Genomic DNA, 22,088 nt, shown 5'->3' with positions numbered 1-22,088 from the left:
TTGTAGTTATCACCGTGGACTTGTGCTTGATCAAAGACCTGCATTTGCTGAAAAGCGGGAATACAAATCATCATTTTTAACCTACAACAAAATCAATTATTACTTCGGAATTGCTGAAAGAAATACACTTTTCTTCACTACTCCGGCCAAGAAGGAATTGCATAATTCGCTGCTTCTCGAGTCTGGCGATGTGATCGAAAACATCTCTCAGGATGTTCGTTACACCTGGTTTTTATTCTGGCTTCGCAAGGAAGTGACGATTTCGGCCGATATTTATCACTATCCATCTCTTGTAAACCAGTTTTCAGTAGATAGCATTCGCCGTTTTTGATAGAGGTTTCTTACCTCTTCAGCGTTTTTACATTGTCAATCATACCAACAAAAAAATATTTGAGAAAATCCACGGCTTTAGTCAAAGTGAACAAGAAGATTTATCTTTAAATAAATTTATAAATTCAGATGAATACGGCTACACAATTAAAAGAGTCATTGGACGAAGGGTAAGTTCTAATGCTGCTAACATCACTTCCGATAAAAATGTACGAATAACAACGCTCTTATATGGAATGAATGTATTCGATACTTACAAGATGGTATCACTGACAGAATATGTAAAAATTGAAAATAAGCGCGTGCTAAATCGCGTCGATGTAAATGATACCAAAGAAGTAACACTTCTGGGAATGAACTTTAAAAAATGTCTGTTTAAGACAGATGACGGCCGGTATGAAATCAAATACTCCGATCGTTTGATATTTTAAGTAGTAAAATTTGAAAACATAGTTCAAAATAGCTTAAACTTCGTAACAATTATTTCGCAAATACTTCAATTAGCCTACATAATTACATAACAGATGTGGGGGTGGTTTGCATTGCATAAAAACCTCAAACCCAAATGAAAAAAGTTGTACTTAGTGCATGCATCATGGCTTCATTTTTTCAAATGAAAGCCCAAGGCTATCAACCTTTTACGCCCCTCAACAATGTGGATACTGCTGGTTCAGTGCAGGTACGCGTTGGTTCATCTCTTCAGATGAAGGTAGTATTCCGCGAAGGGTCAAATTTCGTACGTGTAAACCGCGCTGACGGAGTCACTGCTACAGTACCTGCACCACGTGAGCACGATTTTATGGCCTACATTCCTGATGCCCAAAATCCCAACACAAAAGGCACGCTGGTCATCAATCACGAGAGACGTACCATTTTAAATGAGCGTCCACAACTCGGATGGGGTGGTGCTATGTCGGTGGTACCCGTGATCAAGGATCCACAGCAAGGTTGGATCATTGACCAAACCCGTACTGCCGGTGGCGACACATGTTGGGCTGTGGACTTCTCTACAGTGGGATGGACAACGACCAACTGCGGTGGTGCCCTGTTGCCAAACGGCATGGTACTGACTGGTGAAGAGATTTTTGCCAACTACACTTCAAACTTCCAAATCCGAAACTGGCACGATACGGCTGCTACTACTAATGGTTATGATGGACAAGGAAACTACACTATTCCTACTAACGTACCAGAGTTCGGAGGTCAAAAGATTAAGGCTTGGCAAAACTTCGGCTGGCTTACCATGATCGATCCTAACACTAAGAAGGCTGTTCGCAAACTCTACCACGCCGGACGCATGTCGTTTGAAGGTACGATTGCTATGCCTGACAATCGCACACTGATTCATGGTAACGACTTTGTACCGGCCTCTAACCTTCCTCACGGTGCCTTCATCTGGAAATATGTGGCTGACTCTACCGGAGATTACACAAAAGGTAACCTCTATGTTTTCAAACAAAATCCCGGCTCATACAAAGGTCAATGGATTCAAATTCCCCGCCACATCGACTCATTGATCAATGCACCTGCCATCGCTACACGCCTGGGTGCTACGGCCTTCCAGCGCATTGAGTGGACGGAAGTAGATCCTACTACCGGAAAGGTCTATCTCGCCGAAACCGGCCGCGACAACCAGCCTATGGGTCCTTCCATCAGAGCCGGTGTTACTATTCCTCGCCATTGGATTGACAACAATTTCTTTTCTTTCACAGACTCTGTGTGCCGTCATCCTTTCGGTGCAGTACTCGTACTCGAAGATGCCCTTACCAATGAACCCTCAGTGAAGCCATATCTACTTGGAGGCCCTGAGGTACCTGGTAAACCTGCAGAGAGCCGCTTTGTATTCAACTCTGTGGACGGTATTGAATTCGTACAATTTGGCAACAAGCGTTATCTGCTCCTCCAGGAAGACAACATCGGTACAAGCCTTGGCCGTATCGTGCCCAACTTCTTCGGTTCATTCCCCTATGAAATTCCAAAGGCCTTCCTGCTTGACCTCGATATCCCCAATCCTACACCGGCTAACCTCCTCTTTCTGATGACCGGTACCCGTGATGCTGAATTTACTGGTGGTGTTTTCACACCTGATGGATCAACGCTCTTTATCAACAACCAGCACCCGGATGGTACAGGCGGTTCGCTGGCCAACGATCAGGCTACTTCTTCTATGGGCAATGTGTATCCATTCCAGAGAGCTACTACCATCGCTGTGACAGGATTTAAAAATCAAGGTACCATCAACATACCGGAAATCGAAAGTGCAGATGCACCCTTCCGCATGCATCCCAATCCGACCTTCAATGCCGTTCACTTCAATAAAATCGTTGATTTCGAACTACTCGATGCCACAGGTCGTGTAATTATGGTACGTGAAAACATGTCACACATCAACCTCTATGGTCTGAAACCAGGTATGTATTTCCTCCGCCTGAAGGATGGCTCTGTACACAAAATTCAACTCATTCAGTAATTTGTATAAACATCAATCAAACAGGCCTTTGGTTTGCCGAAGGCCTGTTTTTTCATATAAAAAATGATAGATGATCTATGAAAAGAAAAATTCAACTTTCCTTTGTGATAGCATCTTTAATAATCGTATTATATTCCTTCACAACCACCACTAATTCCTGGGATGCCAATGTGGACAAGCCTCTGAAAGAATGGCTCGATGACCACTTCACTCTGCTCGATCGTCAGCTTGCCGACCTGGAAGCCGGTGTGGCTCGCATGAAAAACAACAAAGCAATCCCCGCTCTGATACGTCAATTCAAAAAATCAAGATACACCTACAAAAAACTGGAAGTAATCTCCGCCACAGTCGATTCTTACAACGCTAAATGGATCAACGGCCCCAATCTCCCGAAAGTCGAATACGAAAAAACCATGGCCGCCGTGAGCGAGCCTGAAGGCTTTCAGGTGATTGAAGAAGAACTGTACGGCGACGAAGTACTCGAAAACAAAGACTTTATCTTGAAAAAGATTCAAAAACTCCGGTTTTATCTGAAAGAATCACATCAGTATATTCAATCTCAGACCCTTTACGACTGGCTGGTGTTCCACAGCCTTAGAATGGCTGCCGTCAGGTTAGCCACCTTGGGAATTACGGGTTTCGACTGCCCTGTATCGCTCGACGCCATAGAAGAAGCCAGACATACTCTCAGGGGCATCTGGGAAGTGACAGAGCTTTTCAACACCCTGCTCTACGACGATCGGGAAGGTTACGTAATGGTACGAAATGCCGTAAATAACGGGGATATCATTCTTAACTCAGTAAAAAATTTTGATGCACTCGACCGGGCTCGCTTCATCAAGGAATGTACGGATCCAATATTCAGAGGAGTAACATGGATGCAAGAGAGCTTGGGAACGGATTTTCCCGAAGAGCGCATCGTTGGCCTCTCGGTGGTCAACCCGTTCAGCAAAGGTCTTTTTTACGATGACTTCCTGAAGGTCAACGAATTTTTCCCCCAGAAAACCAATAAAAAGCCCAATGCTGACCTCGTAGCTCTGGGAAAAACCCTCTTTTACGACCCTGTGCTCAGCGACGATCACAGCCGCTCCTGTGCCAGCTGCCATCAGCCGGGCAAGGGTTTTACGGATGGTCTAAAGACTCCAATGTCTCTCGACGGAAAACCTCTGAAACGCAACACACCTACCCTGCTCAACGTCGTCTATCAAAACGCCTTTCAATGGGACGGCCACCTGACCTCACTCAGCCAGCAGTTTACCGAAGTCACGCTGAATCGCCATGAAATGAATAAGGACGCTCTCGAACTCACTCGCCAGCTCAACAGCAGCGAAGAATACCGCCAGATGTTCAAAAAAGCATTAGGCAGTGAAGTAATCGACTTTCCCATGGTCATTGCAGCGTTGGAGGCCTACATGATGAGCCTCAAAAGCCTTAACAGTCCCTTCGACCTGTATATGACCGACCGAGGACAAGTGTCAGCAGATGTAATTCAAGGTTTTAACGTCTTTATGGGTAAGGCTAAGTGCGCTACCTGCCACTTTGCTCCTGTATTTAATGGCTCTGTGCCTCCCTTCTTTCGCGAGACGGAGTTTGAAGTGCTCGGAGTGCCGTCCGAAGCTGTTTGGCAAAAAGCAACAGTTGATCCCGACGAAGGCCGCTACACCCTCGCTCATGCCGAGCCGCACAAATTTGCCTTCAAAACCATGACCGTCCGCAATGCCGCACTGACCGCCCCCTACATGCACAACGGTGTATATCAGACACTTGACGAGGTGATTCGCTTCTATGATCTCGGCGGAGGTCACGGCATCGGCATCCAACTGCCCAATCAAACTCTACCACCTGACCCTCTTAAGCTCACCGAAAAAGAAAAGAAAGCTCTCGTGGCCTTCATGTCAGCACTCACCGATACGACAGGCCTCACTACACCTCCGGCCCGATTACCCAGATTATCAGGAGAATACAGCTGGCTGAATGCCCGGAGAAATTGATGGTCAGACACAGCTCATTCTTCGCCCGCTTGCGGATTGTAGTAAAACTTGTGATTGCCGAAGGCTATAAAATCACCGTTTTCCTTAAAAAAGATAAAAAGTGTTTTATTTCGGCCAAGCGAGAGTAAGTGGGCTTCCCTGATTTCAGAAAATGAGCCTGTACACGCACATGAAACCATAAAACCTGAATGTCCTGATGACAATTCGTCCCGGCGATGAATCATAAATCGGGTTTCCTTGCCCTTTTCATTCGTGTAGATAATTTCAGAAGCCGTAATAGCCACCTGCTGCGCATTGGCCTTTTTACCTCGAAGTATACCACCCGACTGACCTACATCGATGTATTCGAAGGTAAATCGCTGACCATGGCCTGCTACTGATCCAAAAATTAGGAGGATGAATACGATGAATTTTATCATGCCACGAATTTGCATTGGCGCTCGTCAACCTGTTTTACTGCATATGGCGTATAAGGAGATGTCCCATTATTGAATTTTGAATTTTTTGATTTTGCATTTTTTGTTTTATTTGGGCGTACCCCCTGACGAAGGCGCCATAGGCGCCTTCGTCAGGGGTCGGGCTATCCGCTCATATTCGCCTTGCGGTATGTGGGTGGCGCATCGGGCTGCGGTGGCTTCTACAGTCGCCTCCTCGCCCTGTGTGCCACATCCCCATCCGCTGCAGCTCATATCCGCTCCTATCCCTTACGCGGGAATTGCATAACACGATTGATGGTCCTGAAATCCTCGCTTATCTTAACCTTATCAGTGCAATATTTCCCCGCACAGAATTCAGTTCTGATTCCTCTTTTTTACCATGGTAAGTATTGTGGCTACAGCTACCGATTCGCCCGTTTCGTCATACACATCCACATAAAACTTCACAATACCTCGAGCTATGTCTTCAGGTGAGCGCTTTTCCTGGCTGATTTTTTCCTTCACGGTGAGTTTTACGCCGATGGTGGTACCTGGATAAACCGGCTTGGTGAATCGGCACTCTTCGATGCCGTAGTTCAGCAGCACAGGGCCTTTTTTGGGATCGACAAAGAGGCCGGCGGCTTTTGAGAGAATGAAGTAGCCGTGAGCCACCCTTCGTTCGAAGAGCGTACCCTCCAGCGATGTGGCATCCATGTGGGCGTAGAAATTATCGCCACTCACGTTGGCAAAGTTTACGATATCCGCCTCCGTCACAGTATGCTTGTGAGTATAAACAGTATCTCCTACTTTGAGGTCTTCGAAGTACTGACGGAAGAGGTGCGGCTCAGCTTCAGGACGGCTGGCACCGGGCTGGTAGATTTGGGTAATTTCGGTGATGGTATCGGGGTGGCCTTGTATAGCTGTGCGCTGCAGATAGTGCATCACACCTCGCACACCGCCCATCTCTTCGCCACCGCCGGCGCGCCCCGGACCGCCGTGTGTGAGCATGGGCATGGGTGAGCCGTGTCCGGTGCTTTCCTTAGCGCATCTGCGATTCAGCACCAGAATCCGACCATTCAGATGAGCTGCCTCCAGTGTAAACCGGGTTGCTTCCCGGTCATCGTTTGTGATAATGGAGGTCACCAGCGATCCCTTTCCCAATCCCACCAGGGCTACAGCTTCTTCCAGCGTTTTATACGGCATGATGGTCGATACCGGTCCGAAGGGTTCTACCTCGTGTACAGAGGTATTTTTGAAGGGATTTGAATTGCGGAAAATAATCGGTTGCACAAAGGCACCACGGCTGGGGTCGGCTTCCACGAGTTCGAGTTCTTTTGAGCCGTCGAAGACCACTTCTTGCTCGCGGGCGAGGATTTCGAGGTTTTTCTTTAGGCGATCGACTTGAATGTGTGCAGCCAGGGCTCCCATTCGCACACCTTCTGCTCTGGGATTGCCGATGCGCGTATTGCGGAGTCTTTCGGCCAGGGCACGTTCTACGGCCTCAACCAAGTGTTCCGGCACGATGATCCGGCGCACGGCCGTACATTTTTGACCGGCTTTTACAGTTATTTCCCTGTGAATCTCCTTGATGAAAATGTCAAATTCAGGATCCTCAGGTTGTACAGTCATGCCTAAAACAGATGCATTCAGCGAATCAGCTTCGAGATTGAAAGGCACGGATTCTTCAATGATGTTCGGAAGAGCTTTTAGCTTCTTGCCTGTCGCTGCCGACCCGGTGAAGGTGACTACATCCTGATTGTGCACGTGATCGAGAATGCCGCGACCAAGCCCTGTGACCAACTGCAGTGAACCTTCCGGCAAGATGGATGATTCCACTATATGCCTCACTACTAATTCGGTGAGGTAGCTGGTGTATTCACTGGGCTTCACTACAGCCGGCACACCAGCTAAGAGATTCACAGCTATTTTCTCCAGCATTCCCCACACCGGAAAGTTAAATGCATTGATGTGCACAGCTACTCCTCTTCGTGGCACCATAATGTGATGGCCAATGAAGGTGCCACCTTTAGAGAGATTGACTGTCTGCCCATCTACATGGTATGGCTTGTCAGGGAACTGACGGCGAAGACTGGCGTATGAAAACAGATTGCCGATACCGCCTTCGATGTCTATCCACGAATCTGCTCTGGTAGCACCGGTGGCATAGCTTAGCTCGTAGAAGATTTCTTTTCTTTCGGTAAGATATAGAGCAAGGTTTTTCAGCATCTGACCGCGCTCTCTAAAGGTCATTGACCTCAATGCGGGGCCACCTACTCTGCGACCGTATTCGAGTATTTCAGCATAGTCGAGTCCGGCTGAAGACACCTCTCCGATCACCTCACCGGTTACGGCATTGCGGGCCACGAATTCTACACCATCACCCTCTATCCATTGACCCATTACGTAGTTTTCTATTTTTCTCATCCCGTTGGTTTTGGCCGGTGAAGTTAATCTACCCGGCTATAAAGACGAAAAGAAAGTACCTTTGTGGCGTGGAGATCGTCAACAAGGCACAGGGAGATTGGTTTTTTTACACGATAGTATTATGCATTTTTTTGCTCGTTTTACAAAAGAACATATGGGCAAAAAATGTACATTTTTATTTAAAAATTCTGTGGACATTTAACCTAAAAAAGGTAGAAGATGAACTTGAGAATGTGAAGTTTTTTAACTATTTTCCGCTGTATATTAATTACATTTTTGTGCTGACTTTAGCCATTTTGCTTTTTTTTAATTTTGTAATCAAGTCTGGTGGATTAGTCCTTAACCATTTGGTTTTTTTTAAATTATTGCTGGGTTTAAGCGTTTTTTTACTCACAAAAAGTTTTATCCAACAATTTGTTCTTTCTTTTTTTATTCAGGGGTCTGATTCTGAATTTTTAAACAGAAATTTTGATCTAGGAAATTCTTTTATTGGGATTTTGGGAATACCCTTTTTATTTATAAGCTTTTATACATTAAAACAATCCCTTGTTTTTTTGTGGATTACGCTATTTGTTGGTTTAGCGCTTTACCTCTACAATCTTGGGAAAATAGCCTGGTACATGTACAAATTTGAAAGCTTGTCACCGTTGTTTATTTTGGTGTACCTTTGCAGCGCCGAAATTCTTCCTGTGTTTTGGATTACAGGTTGGATGAGCGGTAAGTTGTAAAGAAGGTATAAAATTTCATAGGGCTTTGAAAATTAAGAGCATACTCATTTCACAGCCGGATCCCGGCAATGAACCTTCACCTTTTAAAGATTTAGCTGAAAAATATAAACTTAAGGTCGATTTTAGACCTTTCATTGAGGTGAAGGGCGTAGATATAACCGAGTTTAGAAAGTCTAAAGTAAACCTTGCTGAATATCCTTCGGTAATCTTCACTAGCAAAAATGCAGTAGATCACTTTTTCAGAATTGCTGAAGAGTGCAGATATTCCATACCTGACGATCTAAAATATTTTTGCTTAACTGAGAGTATTGCACTCTACTTGCAGAAATACGTCGTATATCGCAAGCGCAAGATTTACTTCGGCAAAAACTCAATCGGCGATTTACTGCCAATGATGAAAAAGCACAAAGACGATAAGTTTTTGTTGCCTTCATCAGATATTTTGAAACCTGAAATTCCTACAATTCTCGATGGAGCTAAAATTAACTACAAGAGGGCAATACTCTACAAAACAGTCTCAGCCGACCTATCAGACCTCAGAGACGTAACCTATGATGTACTTGTGTTCTTTTCACCACAGGGAATTCAGTCGCTTTTTGACAACTTCCCCGATTTTGTGCAAAACGACAAAAAAATAGCCGGCTTTGGTAGCACCACACAAAAAGCCATTCTAGACAGAGGTTTGCGCCTTGATATCCCTGCTCCTACACCAGAGCACCCCAGTATGGCTATGGCTCTTGAAGATTTTATTAAAAAAACCAACAAGGGAAAATAACTCTCATGCAATCTTATGTTCGAACTACGATTAAAGAGCGGATAGCCGAGGTAGAGTTTTTTCATCAGGCAGGAAATTCGCTCCCGTCAAACATGCTCAAAGAGGTGGCCGATGCTTTTAAAAAGCTTTCTGGCATGGCTGATGTATCGGTCATTGTATTGCGCAGCGGTGGCGACAAGGCCTTCTGTGGAGGAGCAAGTTTTGATGAACTTATTCAAATAGAGAATTTAGAACAAGGAAAAGCTTTCTTTTCTGGTTTTGCAAATGTGATCAACGCCATGCGCAAGGCCCCACAAATTGTCATTGGGCGTATCCATGGAAAGGCTGTGGGCGGTGGGATTGGCTTGGCTTGTTCGTGCGATTACACCTTTGGAACTATACATTCACACATTAAACTATCAGAATTAGCGGTTGGTATAGGTCCCTTTGTGGTAGGACCAGCTATAGAGCGCAAAGCCGGTAAGGCTGCATTCAGCGAAATGGCACTCGAGCCGGCTGTTTGGAAGTCGGCTGAATGGGCACATCAAAAAGGCATATATCAGTATTTGGCAAAGGATCAAACCGAGCTAGAAGAAAAAACGATGGCGTTAGCCATGCAGCTCACCGAGTACAATCCACAAGCCCTTTTTGAGCTTAAGAAAATATTTTGGCAGAATACGGAAAATTGGGACGATCTTCTCCTACAACGTGCTGAAATTAGTGGAAAGCTTGTTTTGAGTGACTTCACAAAGTCATTTATTAAAAAATTTAAGAACAAATAATTCGTATGGGTAGAGTATTCACGGTGGGAGCTTTGCTTCTACTCGAGGTTACTTCATTTTCTCAAAATTTAGAAGACACATTTAAAAGTTTAGAAAAGAAAGGCAGAGCTGAAAATGCTACCGAGCAGTGGACGATTGATGGCATATACAATCTCGCAGTTGCTCAAACTACTTTAACAAACTGGGCTGCCGGCGGAAACAATAACCTTAACATCTCAGGAGTACTTCGCCAAAGAGCCGTAAAGGCCTTTAATGGGTGGAGTTGGTTTAATTTACTTGAGGCGAATTTGGGGTACAACTTCCAGCAGGATATCACCGTGAAAACAGACGATCGCCTTGAGTTCACTACCAGACTCGATCGCGCGATTGGGGAATCAAAGTGGAATACTTCGATTTTTGGCAATATTCGAACGCAGTTTGCCGATGGATTCCGCAATCCAGCAGATACAGTGCGTATATCGACCTTCATGGCTCCGGCCTATTTGTCGTACGGACTAGGTCTCACCAATACAAGTATTAAAGATTTGGCTATATACATCTCTCCCATACAAGTTAAACAAACGGTTGTGCTCGACGATTCTCTTTTTGAAAAAGATCAATTTTTTAAAAAAGAAATTCCTAATGTTTCGCGATTCTCAAAAGGAGGTATGCGTACGGAAATGGGTGCATTCGTTGAATTAATTTACAAGAAAAAACTTCAAAACAACGTGGATATTTTTTCCAGAATTAATTTATTTTCAAATTATCTTGATCGTCCTCAAAATATTGATGTAAACTGGGACAATATTATTGTTTTCAAGTTGTATAAATACTTGTCAGTAAGTTTTCAGCTTCAGATGATTTACGACGATGATGTTTTGGTAAAAGACACGAATGGCGACGGTAAAGTCAATGCGCCAGGCTTACAAATAAGACAGATTCTTGGCTTAGGTTTTACTTATACATTCACTAACAAAAAATCGTGATATGATAAGAGAAAAGCTTCGCAAAAAATGGCTAATACATGCTGTAATTGGTCTCTTGTTGAATGGTTTTGGTCTTAGCCTACTCGGAGAAGCTATAATCTTGAAATCGCAAGGCCAGAGCAAATTTTGGATTATAGTGGGTACCCTAGCTCTTATTTTTATAAATGCAGGAATAAGTGTAGTAGGAACAGCAATAAAATACAGGGTACATTTGGACAATGCAATACAATACAAAAAATCGCAAAAACTCAGAAGACCTCAGAGGAAAAAGGAGGCAGAATAAAATTCTTTTTTTTTCATTTTTATATATAACTTTTGGTTTTTTATCAACCTCTCAAGACATTTATAAATGGATTGAACTTCGTTACGCTTTTGAGCCGCCTTCAACGATCCCAGAAAATTATTATGAAGTATCCAATCTTGTAAAAGAGGTAACACCTATTGCAAAGGCTATTAAGAACGAACATGTTTTAAATTTTTTGCGTAAACACTCTTTAAGACAGGTTTTTGGAATATCCTACTTCAAAGCTCTTTACCCTGAAGTGAGTGATTCTGCTTTAGCATTGGCTGCGCTGCTTACAGGTTTGCAAGAAAACTATTTGGATAAAATCGAACAAGCTGGAGCTGCAAAACTCTCGGTTTTTCAGGGTTTAATGTGTGGTTTTCGGATAGATTCTTATATCGACGAGCGTTTTAATCTCTACGAAAGTTTATTGTGTCTTCAGCATTGGATGCGGTTGTTGCGTTGGGATATTCAGTCTCAACTACAACAAAATAGCCCTGATAACCCTTTGGCTATGTGGAAGCAAGTCTTTAATCTGTTAATATTATATTTTCAGTCAATTGTACCTGCAGATAAATTTCAACTTAATTCTTCTTACACTGTTGTAAAGCATGGCTTCGATGTTTCTCTTGGCCAATGGATTGTGTCGAGAAATGACATTCGGCTAACGCAATCGCTTAATCCTGCCTTGCGCACAGAAGTAGTACCCAAGAATTATCCTATAAAAATCTCTTCAAAAATTAATGAATTTAACGAGCCAAAACCTTGGGCGGCATACATGAGTAAAATTCCTTTTGAACAGGAGAAAAGTCCTCGAAAAATGTATTACACTGTAAGAAAAGGAGATACACTTACATCAATAGCGCGTCGATTTGGCACAAGTGTACAAGCAATTAAAGCTGAAAATCACTTAAAGTCAGATTTGATAGCCCCTGGTCAGCGAATTGTGATTCCTGCAGAGAAATAATTTAAGAAAGTTATTTCAAAACCACCCCCGGCGTAGCCGCTGCTGAATGGCGTTGAAATCGGGGTTGATGAGAAAACGAATGGTGGGCGCATAGCCTGGAGGCATTGAAGGTCGGGTGTGTGATGTGTAGAGTGGTAAATACAGCTCTAAAAAATCGGTGATAAAAGCCAATCTAATGCCTGCTCCATGGGCAAATACTCCATCGCTGAATCCGGCATCTCCATAAAAACCAAAAAATTTCCAAACAGGTACGCTAAGATTGGCTGTGGCCATCCATCGCTGGGCAAACAATCCCGTGGCTGCTCTAAACCCTCCGTCGGTCACAAACATCTGCTGGCTCCAGATGCCTGTGCTGTCACTTCGACCATAGAAGAGATAGTCAAAATTGTAGTCCAGTGTGCCCGACATGCCAAAGTTGTAAAAAGCATTGGCTGCCGGGATGTCATTCCTCAGAAAACGACCATAGAATACACGGGCAATCAGCCATTTCCTATTTGGAAGCATCCATCTCTGATCCCACTCGCCGAATATTTTTGTGAAAGCAGAGGCGTTCTCGATATTTATCTTTACAATAGCTGGATGCAGTATGGATGTGTATTCCAATGTGTGGTTCAGGCTTACTACACCATAGCTTGCATTAGTGATGGATACAGGCAGCTCCTGAAAGTCAGGCGGCAGTTCCCGCTTTACGTCCACATATCGCAAGCGTGTTATGTGAAAAGTCTTAGAGCGCGGATTTGACTTACGCCACCACAGGCGCACGGTAGGTGACCAGCGGCTGAAGGCCAGGTTGCGGTCGTAATGAAAGTATTTGTAATACATCCCGGCGCGAATCATGTGAATAGGCCCGCTATGTAGCCCATAGTTGGCAGTAAAACTCGCTGCACCTGTGAGCTTGCCGGTACCGGTCGAAAACTGCGGACTGACCATGTATTCATACTTTTTGAGCAGCAGTCCGTTGTTATAGAGCGAAAGGCCGAGCAATATCTGGTCGTAGGCATTGTAGTTGATCATCGGAAACCAGTAGAGCTGATTGCGCAGAGGCTCTTCCAGGCCGGTGTAAAATTGAAATCTTACAGGTTCGAATCGCCGAAACAATCCTTTGGTGCGGATCTGATTGTTGTGATGGTTGATTTCAGGTGTTATGAGTTGTGCATCGATGATGATGCGTTCAAACTCCTCCGTGTGAATGGGAATTCTCTTTGTACCTCTGTGCCCCTCAAACCACTGGGTAATGAGGATTTTATCGTCCTTAATTCCCGAAATAGGAATAGGTGCCGCTACAGAGCCACGATTTTTAACGGTGACCACCTGCGTATAGTTACACCTTTGAGAGTGCAACATCGAATAGTCCAACACCTTGTTTTTCTGATAAATATCCACTGTAAACCATTCGAGTGATCTGTGGTGACTGTCAGACAGCAGTTGATGAAATGTTTCCGGTGAAGCTGCCGCACCGGTAGAAAGTGCCTCATGAATCCATCTGCGAAATTTGTAATCTCCAAGATATCCTTTCAGGTGAAACAGTGAGGTCACATACTTGGCTGCTCCAGCACCATCGAGGTGAAGACGCGAAGCATTTGAATACTCATCAGATAAGGGTAGTGCTAATCCCTGCCGCTCGGTGAAGAGGTAGATCAACTGATTCTGATAATGGTAAGGCAAGTCCTGAAGGCCGAAAAGTGACCCTAACCACGTGCTGGCCAGAGGTCCGGCCAGGCGAATTTCAGGGTGATGCTTTCGGATGTATTCGTATTTAAAAAAATCGGCTATCGAACTGTAAAAAACCGGATATTTCCAGCGATTGCCATAAATATGGCGTGCGCAAAAACCCTCAAAATACGCACCTGCCAGGGTAGCCGGCAGATAATCAGGTACTACCGGCATCCTGACAGGCAGCCAATATCCATTGGGAAAGATTCGGTTTTCAAATCCCGATGCATCTACGACCTGAATGGGGGTTAGATCGCGGTATCGGTACTCATCTTCCAGATATTTTGACATTCCTGTTATTTCCTGCACAGCTGTGGAAAGTTTAGATAAATGCTCTGGCCTTGCGTAAACAGTGATATGCTCGTTTCCTCTCACCGAAGGCATACGGATGAGTTCATGCGTCAATATTAGGTTGATATGTTGCAGACTGTCAGCTTCTACCTTCCAGCGTACGGCAGTATCGAGATATTCTGAAGTTATCCGTCCGGGTGCTATTAAAGTGTAGCTCACATCTGCATCTATCTCCAAAAAATATCGGGCACGTGGCAAATTCAGGTATAGATGTGCATTAAAAGGGGTAATGTGCCCTTGGTCGGCCCACTGTGGATAAAAAAACTGCAGCAGCACATCGCCCCCCGGCAGAAGAGCTGATACCGGAAACGGATGTCGGATCAGGGGTATCGTGTAGGTAAATGAAACCGAATCATTCGCCCTTAAAAGGCCAAAGACCTCTGTTGACGTCGAATGCCTTAGAAGTTTGTGATCTTCCTTAAATTCAGGTAGTTGAAAAGCTCTTTTTTCCCTGAAAAAATAAAGTCCTGGATTTTGATATTCGTCCTGCTCACGACTGTAGTAAGACTTTTCGTCAGCCAGAGCTTGTGGCATGTAATAAAACCAAAGGGTATCGACGGAAGGAAGGTTTTTCCACACAGCTTTTACATGCAGCTGACTTTGCCTGTGATCGATCGATGCATGAATACTACACGTTGGCAGAGATTGGGTGTATGCCCAATCCGAAAGCATCCAGACAAAGAAGAACTTTGCTAATTTAAGTAATCGATGTATTGTCATGGATGTAAGCCGTCAGGTTTTGGCATCAGGCCTTTTCCAGAATGACGGCATAGCCCTGTCCTACGCCTATACACATGGTCACCAGGGCATAGCGACTGCCAGTGAGCGAAAGTTGAAGCGCAGCTGAGTAGAGAATTCGCGCACCTGACATGCCAAGAGGATGACCAAGTGCTATAGCCCCACCGTTTGGATTGATACGAGGGTCGTCGTCGGCAAGGCCCATCAGCCTAGTACACGCAAGCACCTGAGCAGCAAAAGCTTCATTTATTTCGATGATATCCATTTGATCGAGCGTAAGGCCTGATTTCTTCAGGGCTATTTCTGAGGCTTTCACAGGTCCGATGCCCATGATGCGTGGTTCTACGCCGGCCACACCCATGCTTACCATTCGGGCCAGCGGATGTAATTGGCGATCACGCACATACTCTTCTGAGGCGATGAGTAAAGCAGCAGCACCATCATTCAGGCCTGATGCGTTGCCGGCCGTTACCGTTCCGTTTTTTCGGAATGCAGGTCTCAGCCCGGCCAACACTTCGGGCGTCGTATCCGGTTTGAGAAATTCATCTTTGTCCACTCGTATCGGGTTTCCTATTTTCTGAGGGATTTCTACTGGTGCAATTTCCCTGGCCAATCGACCATTTCTTTGAGCCTCAGCTGCTTTCATCTGGCTTCGGTAGGCAAAGAGATCCTGGTCTTCACGCGAGATACCGTACATCTCCACCAGATTCTCAGCCGTCTCACCCATAGCCTCTGTGCCATACATCTGCTGCATCCGGGGGTTGATGAATCGCCATCCAAACGAACTGTCGTACATCTGGCTGTCGGTGCCATAGGCCTTTGATGGCTTGCTGATTACATAAGGTGCTCGGGTCATATGTTCTACACCACCGGCTATCATCACTTGGGCATCGCCCGCGCGAATGGCGCGCATGGCGTGCACGGCAGCCGCTAGTCCACTGGCGCAGAGCCTGTTTACGGTTTCGCCGGGCACGGTCACAGGCAATCCGGCCAGCAGCAGCGCCATGCGCGCCACATTGCGGTTGTCCTCGCCGGCCTGATTGGCACAGCCCATGACCACGTCATCTATTTCATGGGGTTGTATGGATGGCTGTCGTTTCAATACCTCTGCGATCACATGCGCTGCCAGGTCATCAGCGCGCACATCGGCGAGCGCCCCGCCGAATTTTCCGATCGGCGTACGCACTCCGTCGATTATAAAAGCTTGCTTCATTTGAGATTATGCAAATTCCAGTTGTCGTATTTCGTTTAATATTTCCAGCACTTCATCCTGAGAGTCACTGGTGAGCAGGCGCACTTTCACGGGTTTGAAGTTGGGTATCCCCTTGAAGTAATTCGAATAATGACTGCGCATCTCTATCAGTCCCAGCCTTGGCCCCTTCCATCGAAGGCTGAATTCCAAGTGCTGCAGGCAGGCATCTACGCGCTCTTCGATTGTGGGTGGAGGCAATAATTCACCCGTGGCGATGTAGTGCTTTACTTCTCTGAAAATGAACGGATATCCAATCGCTGCCCGCCCGATCATGATGCCGTCCACACCATAGCGGTTTTTGTAATCCAGTGCCTTCTGCGGAGAGTCTATGTCCCCATTTCCGAAGATCGGTATGTGAATTCTCGGATTTTCTTTCACCCGCGCGATGAGTGTCCAGTCGGCCTCGCCCTTGTACATCTGTACGCGCGTACGTCCGTGGATGGTCAGCGCCTTAATGCCCACATCCTGAAGGCGTTCAGCCACTTCTTCGATGTTTTTGCTCGATTCATCCCAGCCCAGCCGCGTCTTCACCGTCACTGGCAGCGAGGTACTTCTCACCACTGCTCTGGTCAGGCGCTCCATCAGCGGTATATCTTTTAGCACGGCTGCGCCGGCGCCTTTACACACTACTTTCTTTACAGGGCATCCGAAATTGATATCCACCAGATCCGGCCCCGTCGCATCGACGATCTCGGTAGCCATAGCCATAGCCTCTTCGTCACCACCGAATATTTGAATGCCGATAGGCCGCTCGTAATCAAAAATATCCAGTTTAGTCCGGCTCTTGATCGCATTGCGAATCAAGCCCTCCGAACTGATAAATTCCGTGTACATCAGGTCGGCCCCATACATTTTGCACACCTTTCTGAACGGCGGATCACTCACATCCTCCATCGGTGCCAGCAGTATCGGAAAGTCGCCAAGCTCTATGTTACCGATTTTTACCATATGCCGTCTGATGGCGCAAAGATAGGAATACATAGCCAGCCTGAAGTCATTGGCAAACAGACTATTAAGAATAGTTAGACAGATTTTCCCTCCCTCAGAGCCTTTGCACCTTTCACAGAATTAATTTTTTTTAATTTTTTTTCAGGGCGTGCCCCAGACAAGAGCGCTCAGGCGCGCTCTGTCTGGGTCGGGCTACTCGAATGGGGTCGAAGATGCTGACAAAACAAAAAGTTTTCGTCAGCATACGCTTCGCTTCCGTGCTTCAGCAGCACGTTGTGCTGCTTTCGCACCGCGCTGTCGCGCGCCCGCCGTATCCCTCACGCGACCCTCTCAGATTCCCGCGTAATAAACATTGTATTCCCTGATTTTGATTTAAAATCTGCGATTACATCCGCAAAATCATCAAAGAATTTGCGGATACATTCGCAAAAGTCAAAAAATTTGAAATATGTAAGAAAAATATCCAACAAAATGTGAGTTAAAAATCAGAAATACAGATAGTAAAAATTTATGCGTTGAAATAAAAAAATTTTCAAAAAATGCCAAAATCCACTCAAAAAACCTATTAATCCAAAAAAAAGACTTTTTTTATCGATATAATGCTCACAAAATCAATAATATGAGTAAAAAGAGTATAAATTTGCGAATGCATTCGCAAAATCTTTAAAGAATTTGCGAAAGTATATGTGATTTCACCTCATAAGTATATGATTAACAGGATTATAAAAGAGCAAATAGAAAAAAAACTCGACGACCATAAAGCCATCATCCTCTTCGGGCCACGTCAGGTGGGTAAAACGACCTTGGTCGAAAACCTGCTCGACGGCCGCGATGATGTACTCCGTCTGAACGGCGACGAAGCCGATGCCCGCGAATTGCTCTCTGCACCCAACGTAACCTTGCTTCGTACCCTGCTCGGTGACAAAAAAATCCTATTCATCGACGAAGCTCAGCGCATCAAAGACATAGGTCTGGTCATCAAAATGGTAGTCGATCACATCAAAGGCGCAAAAGTCATAGCCACAGGTTCGTCTTCCTTTGACCTATCAAATCAGGTAAATGAACCCATAACCGGCCGCAAATGGGAGTACCTGATGACCCCCCTAAGCTACGAAGAACTCGTAATCCATCACGGAGCACTCGAGGAGAAGCGTCTGCTCACCCACCGGATGCTCTATGGCTACTACCCGGAAGTGGTTTCAAATCCCGGCAACGAACGGGAAATCCTCTTCGAACTGGCCAACAGCTACCTCTACCGCGACATCCTCACCTGGGAGCGCATCCAAAAGCCCGACCGGATGGAAAGGCTTGTCATGGCTCTTGCCTTCCAGATAGGCAGTCCTGTTTCATACAACGAGTTAGGACAAATCTGTGGTCTCGACAACGAAACCGTAGAACATTACATCGATTTACTTGAAAAAGCCTTTATCATCTTCAGGCTTTACCCATTCAGCCGCAACCTTCGCAATGAGCTGAAAAAATCCCGGAAAATTTACTTTTACGACAATGGCATCCGAAACGCAGTAATCAAGCAATTCCAACCCATCGACATGCGCAATGATGTAGGCGCACTGTGGGAAAATTTCCTTGTAAGTGAACGCATGAAGCTGCTGAAAAATCATCGCATGTTTGCCAATTCTTACTTCTGGCGCAACCATGCCAGGCAGGAAGTCGATTATGTGGAAGAATCAGATGGTGTCATCTCGGCCTATGAATTCAAATGGTCAGCCCGCAAATCTTCAGCGCGCATTCCCACAGCCTTTCAGGAGCAGTATAATCCTGAAATCATGAAAGTTATACACCAAAAAAACTTCTTTCCGTTTCTTACAAATCACTAAAATCTACGAATACATCCGCAAAATCTTTAAAGATTTTGCGGATGTATTCGCAAAATTCACAATATTTGAATTTTTGTAAGAAATGCATGTATAAAATCGTGAGCTAAGCGACTGTAAATCAAATAGTAAAAATTTCAGCATTGTAATATAAAAAATTTCCAAAAAAGCTGAAATCCGCTGAAAAACACATCAAATCAAAAAAACAGACTTTTTTAATATACATAACACGCACAAAATCAAGTATATATGTAAAAAGTGTCTAAAATTGCGAATGTATTCGCAAAATCTTTAAAGAATTTGCGAATATATTCGCAAAAGTTTAGGCTTTAAGCGTTAAAAAAAGTACAGATTATGCTGTGCAAAGGGCTAATTATCAACAAGTAATGTCGTAAAAGTTCTGTTTTATCCGAGTGATTTTAGACCTCTAAAGTGCGAAGCACCTTTACGCGTGAGGTGGCCGGAAGTCGCGCGCCAGCGCGGTGCGTAGCGCAGCGAAGCACGTAAGCGAAGCGGACACTGTAGGACACCGACCTCTGACGAAGGCGCTCAAGGCGCCTTCGTCAGAGGGCACGCCCAAAAAGTTGAAAAAAATTCTACGATGCTGTGATTGCAGGAATAAATAACTCGGAAAAAATCAACGGTCTACCATATGTAGAAAGAATCGGCAGAAGGGGAGTAGAGGATATACACGAAGTGCATAAATTAAAAAAGCCGCGATAAGATGCGGCAATCTTCTGGTAGCGGGGGCAGGATGCTGACGAAGCCCGAAGGTCTTGTCAGCACCCAGACAATTGAAGCAGCAGCTTCAATTCGTCTGGGCTCGAAATACCTTCGGAATGGCGAAGCATAAAAGAGATTTTTCGCTTTCGGCTGAGATTTTTGAGCCTAAGTTCAAGCCGGACAGCTTCTTCACGAGTATTTTTAGGTGTTGACCAGAGGAGGAGCCATGGGGCAAATCTTTTGGTAGAGGGTTCGATTCTGGCATTGTGTCTTCTAAAGCGCTCGGGTAGGTCGACAGTTTGCCCCACGTAGAAAGAATCGGCAGAAGGGGAGTAGAGGATATACACGAAGTGCATAAATTAAAAAAGCCGCGATAAGATGCGGCAATCTTCTGGTAGCGGGGGCAGGACTCGAACCTGCGGCCTTCGGGTTATGAGCCCGACGAGCTACCAACTGCTCCACCCCGCGGTATCAAAATTGGGCTGCAAAGATAAGTTTACAAGTTTGTTTCTACCAAATTTTTTGTTAGAATTTTTAATGCTTCGTCTTCTATTTCTTTTGCTAAAAAGGGCTGCCCTTTAACCTTATGTAATTCAAAGGGTTTAATTCCTAATTCTGCTTTTAGATAAAAGGCTAACTGCCCCATATTTAATTCTGGGATAAGAATATTTGAAAATCCTTTAACAAGGTTCCTAACGTTTTTCTGCAGAGGATAGAGATATTTTAAATGCAGTTGTGAGACTCTATGCCCTTTCTTTCTCAAATTCTGAACAGCTACTTTGATAGCTCCGTAGGTTGATCCCCAGCCGATAATCAGCAAGTCACCAATCTCTTCACCTTCATCAAGTTTTGCATCGGGTAGGTAGTTGGCGATGTTTAAGATCTTTTGAAGGCGGATATTCACCATTTTTTGGTGATTATCAGGATCATACGAAACAGCTCCGGTAATATCTTCTTTTTCCAGTCCACCGATTCGATGCATCATTCCCGGAGTGCCGGGTATTGCCCAACCCCTTACAAAGTCATTATCGCGCTTATAAGGCATGAAAACTTCGCTTTCCGGGGCGGGGTGTTTCACAGTGATTTCGGGTAGTTGCTCAGCTGAAGGATAAAGCCAGGGTTCAGCCCCATTGGCTATGTAGCCGTCTGATAAGAGAATGACAGGAGTCATGTGCTCGATAGCAAGGCGACATGCTTCAAAAGTCATTTCAAAACAATCAGCAGGAGTAGAAGCCGCTAACACTGGAAGAGGTGCCTCGCCGTTTCGGCCGTGAATAGCTTGAAATAGATCGGCTTGTTCTGTTTTTGTAGGTAGTCCTGTAGAGGGGCCTCCGCGCTGAACATTTACAATTACCAGTGGTACTTCAAGCATTACGGCTAAGCCAATAGCTTCCGTTTTTAATGCCATTCCTGGTCCTGAGGTACCTGTAGCTGCCAGATTTCCACCATAGGAGGCCCCAATTGCCGAGCCTATAGCTGCAATTTCGTCTTCTGCCTGTAATGTGTACACATCATAGGCTTTGTATCCAGATAACAGGTGTAATATGTCGGAAGCAGGAGTGATGGGGTATGAGCCGTAAAAGAGCTTTAAACCAGCCTTTTGAGCAGCAGCTACCAATCCTATAGCAATGGCTTCATTACCTGTAATGCTTCGATAGCTCCCTGCCGGAAGTTGGGCTTTTTCAACCACAAAACGTTCGGCTGTAGCTTCAATAGTCTCGCCGAAGTGATATCCCGCCCTTAAAGCAATGATGTTAGCCTCTTGTATAATAGGCTGTTGAGAAAATTTCTGTTGAAAAAATTTAATAGTGGGCTCGAGGTCGCGAGTGTAAAGCCAATACACAAGCCCAAGCATAAACATGTTTCGGCTGCGATCCATGTCGCGGGTGCTGAGGCCAAGGTGTTTTAAAGCTTCGCGAGTAAGACGCGTGCACTCTACCTCAATGAGATTATAACTGGTAAGGCTTCCGTCAGTAAGAGGGTTTTTATCCGGTGGAATGTTTGCGAGCTCAAGGCTGCGCTTATCGAAGCCATTAGTGTTTGCTACGATTAATCCACCAGGCTTAAGTAGTGGCAGATTTTTTCTCAAAGCAGCAGCATTCATCACCACCAGGGTATCTACCTGGCCGCCCGGTGTGTATATTTCAGTAGATCCGAAATTTATCTTGAATCCGCTAACGCCTGATACAGTGCCTGCTGGTGCCCTGATTTCAGCCGGAAAATCGGGAAATGTACTAAGGTCATTTCCTTTTATGGCCGTCGTCATCGAAAATTGCATGCCGGCCAGTTGAATGCCATCTCCTGAATCTCCGGCAAATAAAACTGTGGCTTTTTCTATCGTTTTTACATTTCCCATTTTATGCAGTAATACTAGGTAAAGTACGGTGGATATGCGCTATATTTAGAATAAATCTGCCA

General features: G+C 45.1%; 20 protein-coding genes and 1 tRNA gene. 13 read left to right on the top strand and 8 right to left on the bottom strand.

Features of this window, described 5'->3' with window-relative positions:
- Window positions 1–22: 22 nt before the first annotated feature.
- The 4 genes from ACK4EX_RS07375 (at window position 23) to ACK4EX_RS07360 (ending at window position 4,791) form a co-directional block, all read left to right on the top strand.
- Window positions 23–331 (top strand): hypothetical protein, encoded by a 309-nt coding sequence (locus tag ACK4EX_RS07375; RefSeq protein ID WP_409771293.1) that lies wholly within the window; start codon window positions 23–25, stop codon window positions 329–331.
- Between the two features lie 235 nt (window positions 332–566).
- A complete protein-coding gene (locus ACK4EX_RS07370) occupies window positions 567–761 on the top strand; it encodes a hypothetical protein (protein WP_409771291.1) in 195 nt (64 codons plus the stop codon).
- Between the two features lie 134 nt (window positions 762–895).
- Window positions 896–2,800 (top strand): alkaline phosphatase PhoX, encoded by a 1,905-nt coding sequence (locus ACK4EX_RS07365; protein WP_409771289.1) that lies wholly within the window; start codon window positions 896–898, stop codon window positions 2,798–2,800.
- A 77-nt stretch (window positions 2,801–2,877) separates the two neighbouring features.
- A complete protein-coding gene (locus ACK4EX_RS07360) occupies window positions 2,878–4,791 on the top strand; it encodes a cytochrome-c peroxidase (RefSeq protein WP_409771288.1) in 1,914 nt (637 codons plus the stop codon).
- A gap of 14 nt (window positions 4,792–4,805) precedes the next feature.
- Here ACK4EX_RS07360 and ACK4EX_RS07355 read toward each other — a convergent pair whose 3' ends face one another.
- Complete coding sequence (locus tag ACK4EX_RS07355; RefSeq protein WP_409771286.1) at window positions 4,806–5,210, bottom strand: hypothetical protein; 405 nt, start codon at window positions 5,208–5,210, stop codon at window positions 4,806–4,808.
- A 109-nt stretch (window positions 5,211–5,319) separates the two neighbouring features.
- On the opposite strand from ACK4EX_RS07355, the gene ACK4EX_RS07350 reads away from it, so the two are divergent.
- Complete coding sequence (locus tag ACK4EX_RS07350; RefSeq protein ID WP_409771283.1) at window positions 5,320–5,514, top strand: hypothetical protein; 195 nt, start codon at window positions 5,320–5,322, stop codon at window positions 5,512–5,514.
- 68 nt (window positions 5,515–5,582) lie between these two features.
- Here the strand turns inward: ACK4EX_RS07350 and paaZ are convergent, their stop codons facing one another.
- Entirely contained in the window at window positions 5,583–7,631 is a 2,049-nt protein-coding gene (gene paaZ / locus ACK4EX_RS07345; protein WP_409771281.1) for a phenylacetic acid degradation bifunctional protein PaaZ, read from the bottom strand.
- A 10-nt stretch (window positions 7,632–7,641) separates the two neighbouring features.
- Here paaZ and ACK4EX_RS07340 point away from each other — a divergent pair, with 10 nt between their 5' ends.
- The 7 genes from ACK4EX_RS07340 (at window position 7,642) to ACK4EX_RS07310 (ending at window position 12,110) form a co-directional block, all read left to right on the top strand.
- On the top strand, window positions 7,642–7,833 hold the full coding sequence (locus ACK4EX_RS07340) for a hypothetical protein (RefSeq protein ID WP_409771384.1): 192 nt from the start codon (window positions 7,642–7,644) through the stop codon (window positions 7,831–7,833).
- Entirely contained in the window at window positions 7,763–8,359 is a 597-nt protein-coding gene (locus tag ACK4EX_RS07335; RefSeq protein WP_409771382.1) for a DUF4271 domain-containing protein, read from the top strand. The genes ACK4EX_RS07340 and ACK4EX_RS07335 overlap by 71 nt, the downstream gene beginning before the upstream one ends.
- 25 nt (window positions 8,360–8,384) lie before the next feature.
- Entirely contained in the window at window positions 8,385–9,134 is a 750-nt protein-coding gene (locus ACK4EX_RS07330; protein ID WP_409771280.1) for a uroporphyrinogen-III synthase, read from the top strand.
- Window positions 9,135–9,139: 5 nt separating this feature from the next.
- A complete protein-coding gene (locus tag ACK4EX_RS07325; RefSeq protein WP_409771278.1) occupies window positions 9,140–9,895 on the top strand; it encodes an enoyl-CoA hydratase/isomerase family protein in 756 nt (251 codons plus the stop codon).
- A 5-nt stretch (window positions 9,896–9,900) separates the two neighbouring features.
- Window positions 9,901–10,860 (top strand): DUF3078 domain-containing protein, encoded by a 960-nt coding sequence (locus tag ACK4EX_RS07320; protein WP_409771276.1) that lies wholly within the window; start codon window positions 9,901–9,903, stop codon window positions 10,858–10,860.
- A gap of 1 nt (window position 10,861) precedes the next feature.
- Window positions 10,862–11,143, top strand: coding sequence for a hypothetical protein (locus ACK4EX_RS07315; RefSeq protein WP_409771275.1), 282 nt, complete (start codon window positions 10,862–10,864; stop codon window positions 11,141–11,143).
- Between the two features lie 259 nt (window positions 11,144–11,402).
- Complete coding sequence (locus tag ACK4EX_RS07310; RefSeq protein WP_409771273.1) at window positions 11,403–12,110, top strand: LysM peptidoglycan-binding domain-containing protein; 708 nt, start codon at window positions 11,403–11,405, stop codon at window positions 12,108–12,110.
- Between the two features lie 15 nt (window positions 12,111–12,125).
- On the opposite strand, the gene ACK4EX_RS07305 is transcribed toward ACK4EX_RS07310, so the two are convergent.
- From ACK4EX_RS07305 to dusB, 3 genes are read right to left on the bottom strand one after another with little or no spacing between them, the layout of a single operon-like run.
- A complete protein-coding gene (locus ACK4EX_RS07305) occupies window positions 12,126–14,894 on the bottom strand; it encodes a hypothetical protein (protein WP_409771272.1) in 2,769 nt (922 codons plus the stop codon).
- Between the two features lie 25 nt (window positions 14,895–14,919).
- Complete coding sequence (gene pcaF, locus ACK4EX_RS07300) at window positions 14,920–16,125, bottom strand: 3-oxoadipyl-CoA thiolase (protein WP_409771270.1); 1,206 nt, start codon at window positions 16,123–16,125, stop codon at window positions 14,920–14,922.
- A 6-nt stretch (window positions 16,126–16,131) separates the two neighbouring features.
- Window positions 16,132–17,112 (bottom strand): tRNA dihydrouridine synthase DusB, encoded by a 981-nt coding sequence (gene dusB, locus ACK4EX_RS07295; RefSeq protein ID WP_409771267.1) that lies wholly within the window; start codon window positions 17,110–17,112, stop codon window positions 16,132–16,134.
- 707 nt (window positions 17,113–17,819) lie between these two features.
- Here dusB and ACK4EX_RS07290 point away from each other — a divergent pair.
- Entirely contained in the window at window positions 17,820–18,950 is a 1,131-nt protein-coding gene (locus tag ACK4EX_RS07290; RefSeq protein WP_409771265.1) for an ATP-binding protein, read from the top strand.
- 776 nt (window positions 18,951–19,726) lie between these two features.
- Here the strand turns inward: ACK4EX_RS07290 and ACK4EX_RS07285 are convergent.
- The 3 genes from ACK4EX_RS07285 to ACK4EX_RS07275 form a co-directional block, all read right to left on the bottom strand.
- A complete protein-coding gene (locus ACK4EX_RS07285; protein ID WP_409771263.1) occupies window positions 19,727–20,026 on the bottom strand; it encodes a GIY-YIG nuclease family protein in 300 nt (99 codons plus the stop codon).
- A gap of 36 nt (window positions 20,027–20,062) precedes the next feature.
- Window positions 20,063–20,138 (bottom strand) — tRNA-Met (locus ACK4EX_RS07280).
- Window positions 20,139–20,166: 28 nt separating this feature from the next.
- The gene (locus ACK4EX_RS07275) at window positions 20,167–22,026 is read right to left on the bottom strand and encodes a 2-oxoacid:acceptor oxidoreductase subunit alpha (RefSeq protein WP_409771262.1); all 1,860 of its coding nucleotides are present in this window, start codon (window positions 22,024–22,026) and stop codon (window positions 20,167–20,169) included.
- Window positions 22,027–22,088 lie beyond the last annotated feature (62 nt).

Source organism: Thermaurantimonas sp., from assembly GCF_046299575.1.
Lineage (GTDB): Bacteria > Bacteroidota > Bacteroidia > Flavobacteriales > Schleiferiaceae > Thermaurantimonas.
The sequence above is the reverse complement of the archived record's forward strand: the minus strand, read 5'-3'. Positions and strand labels throughout refer to the sequence as shown.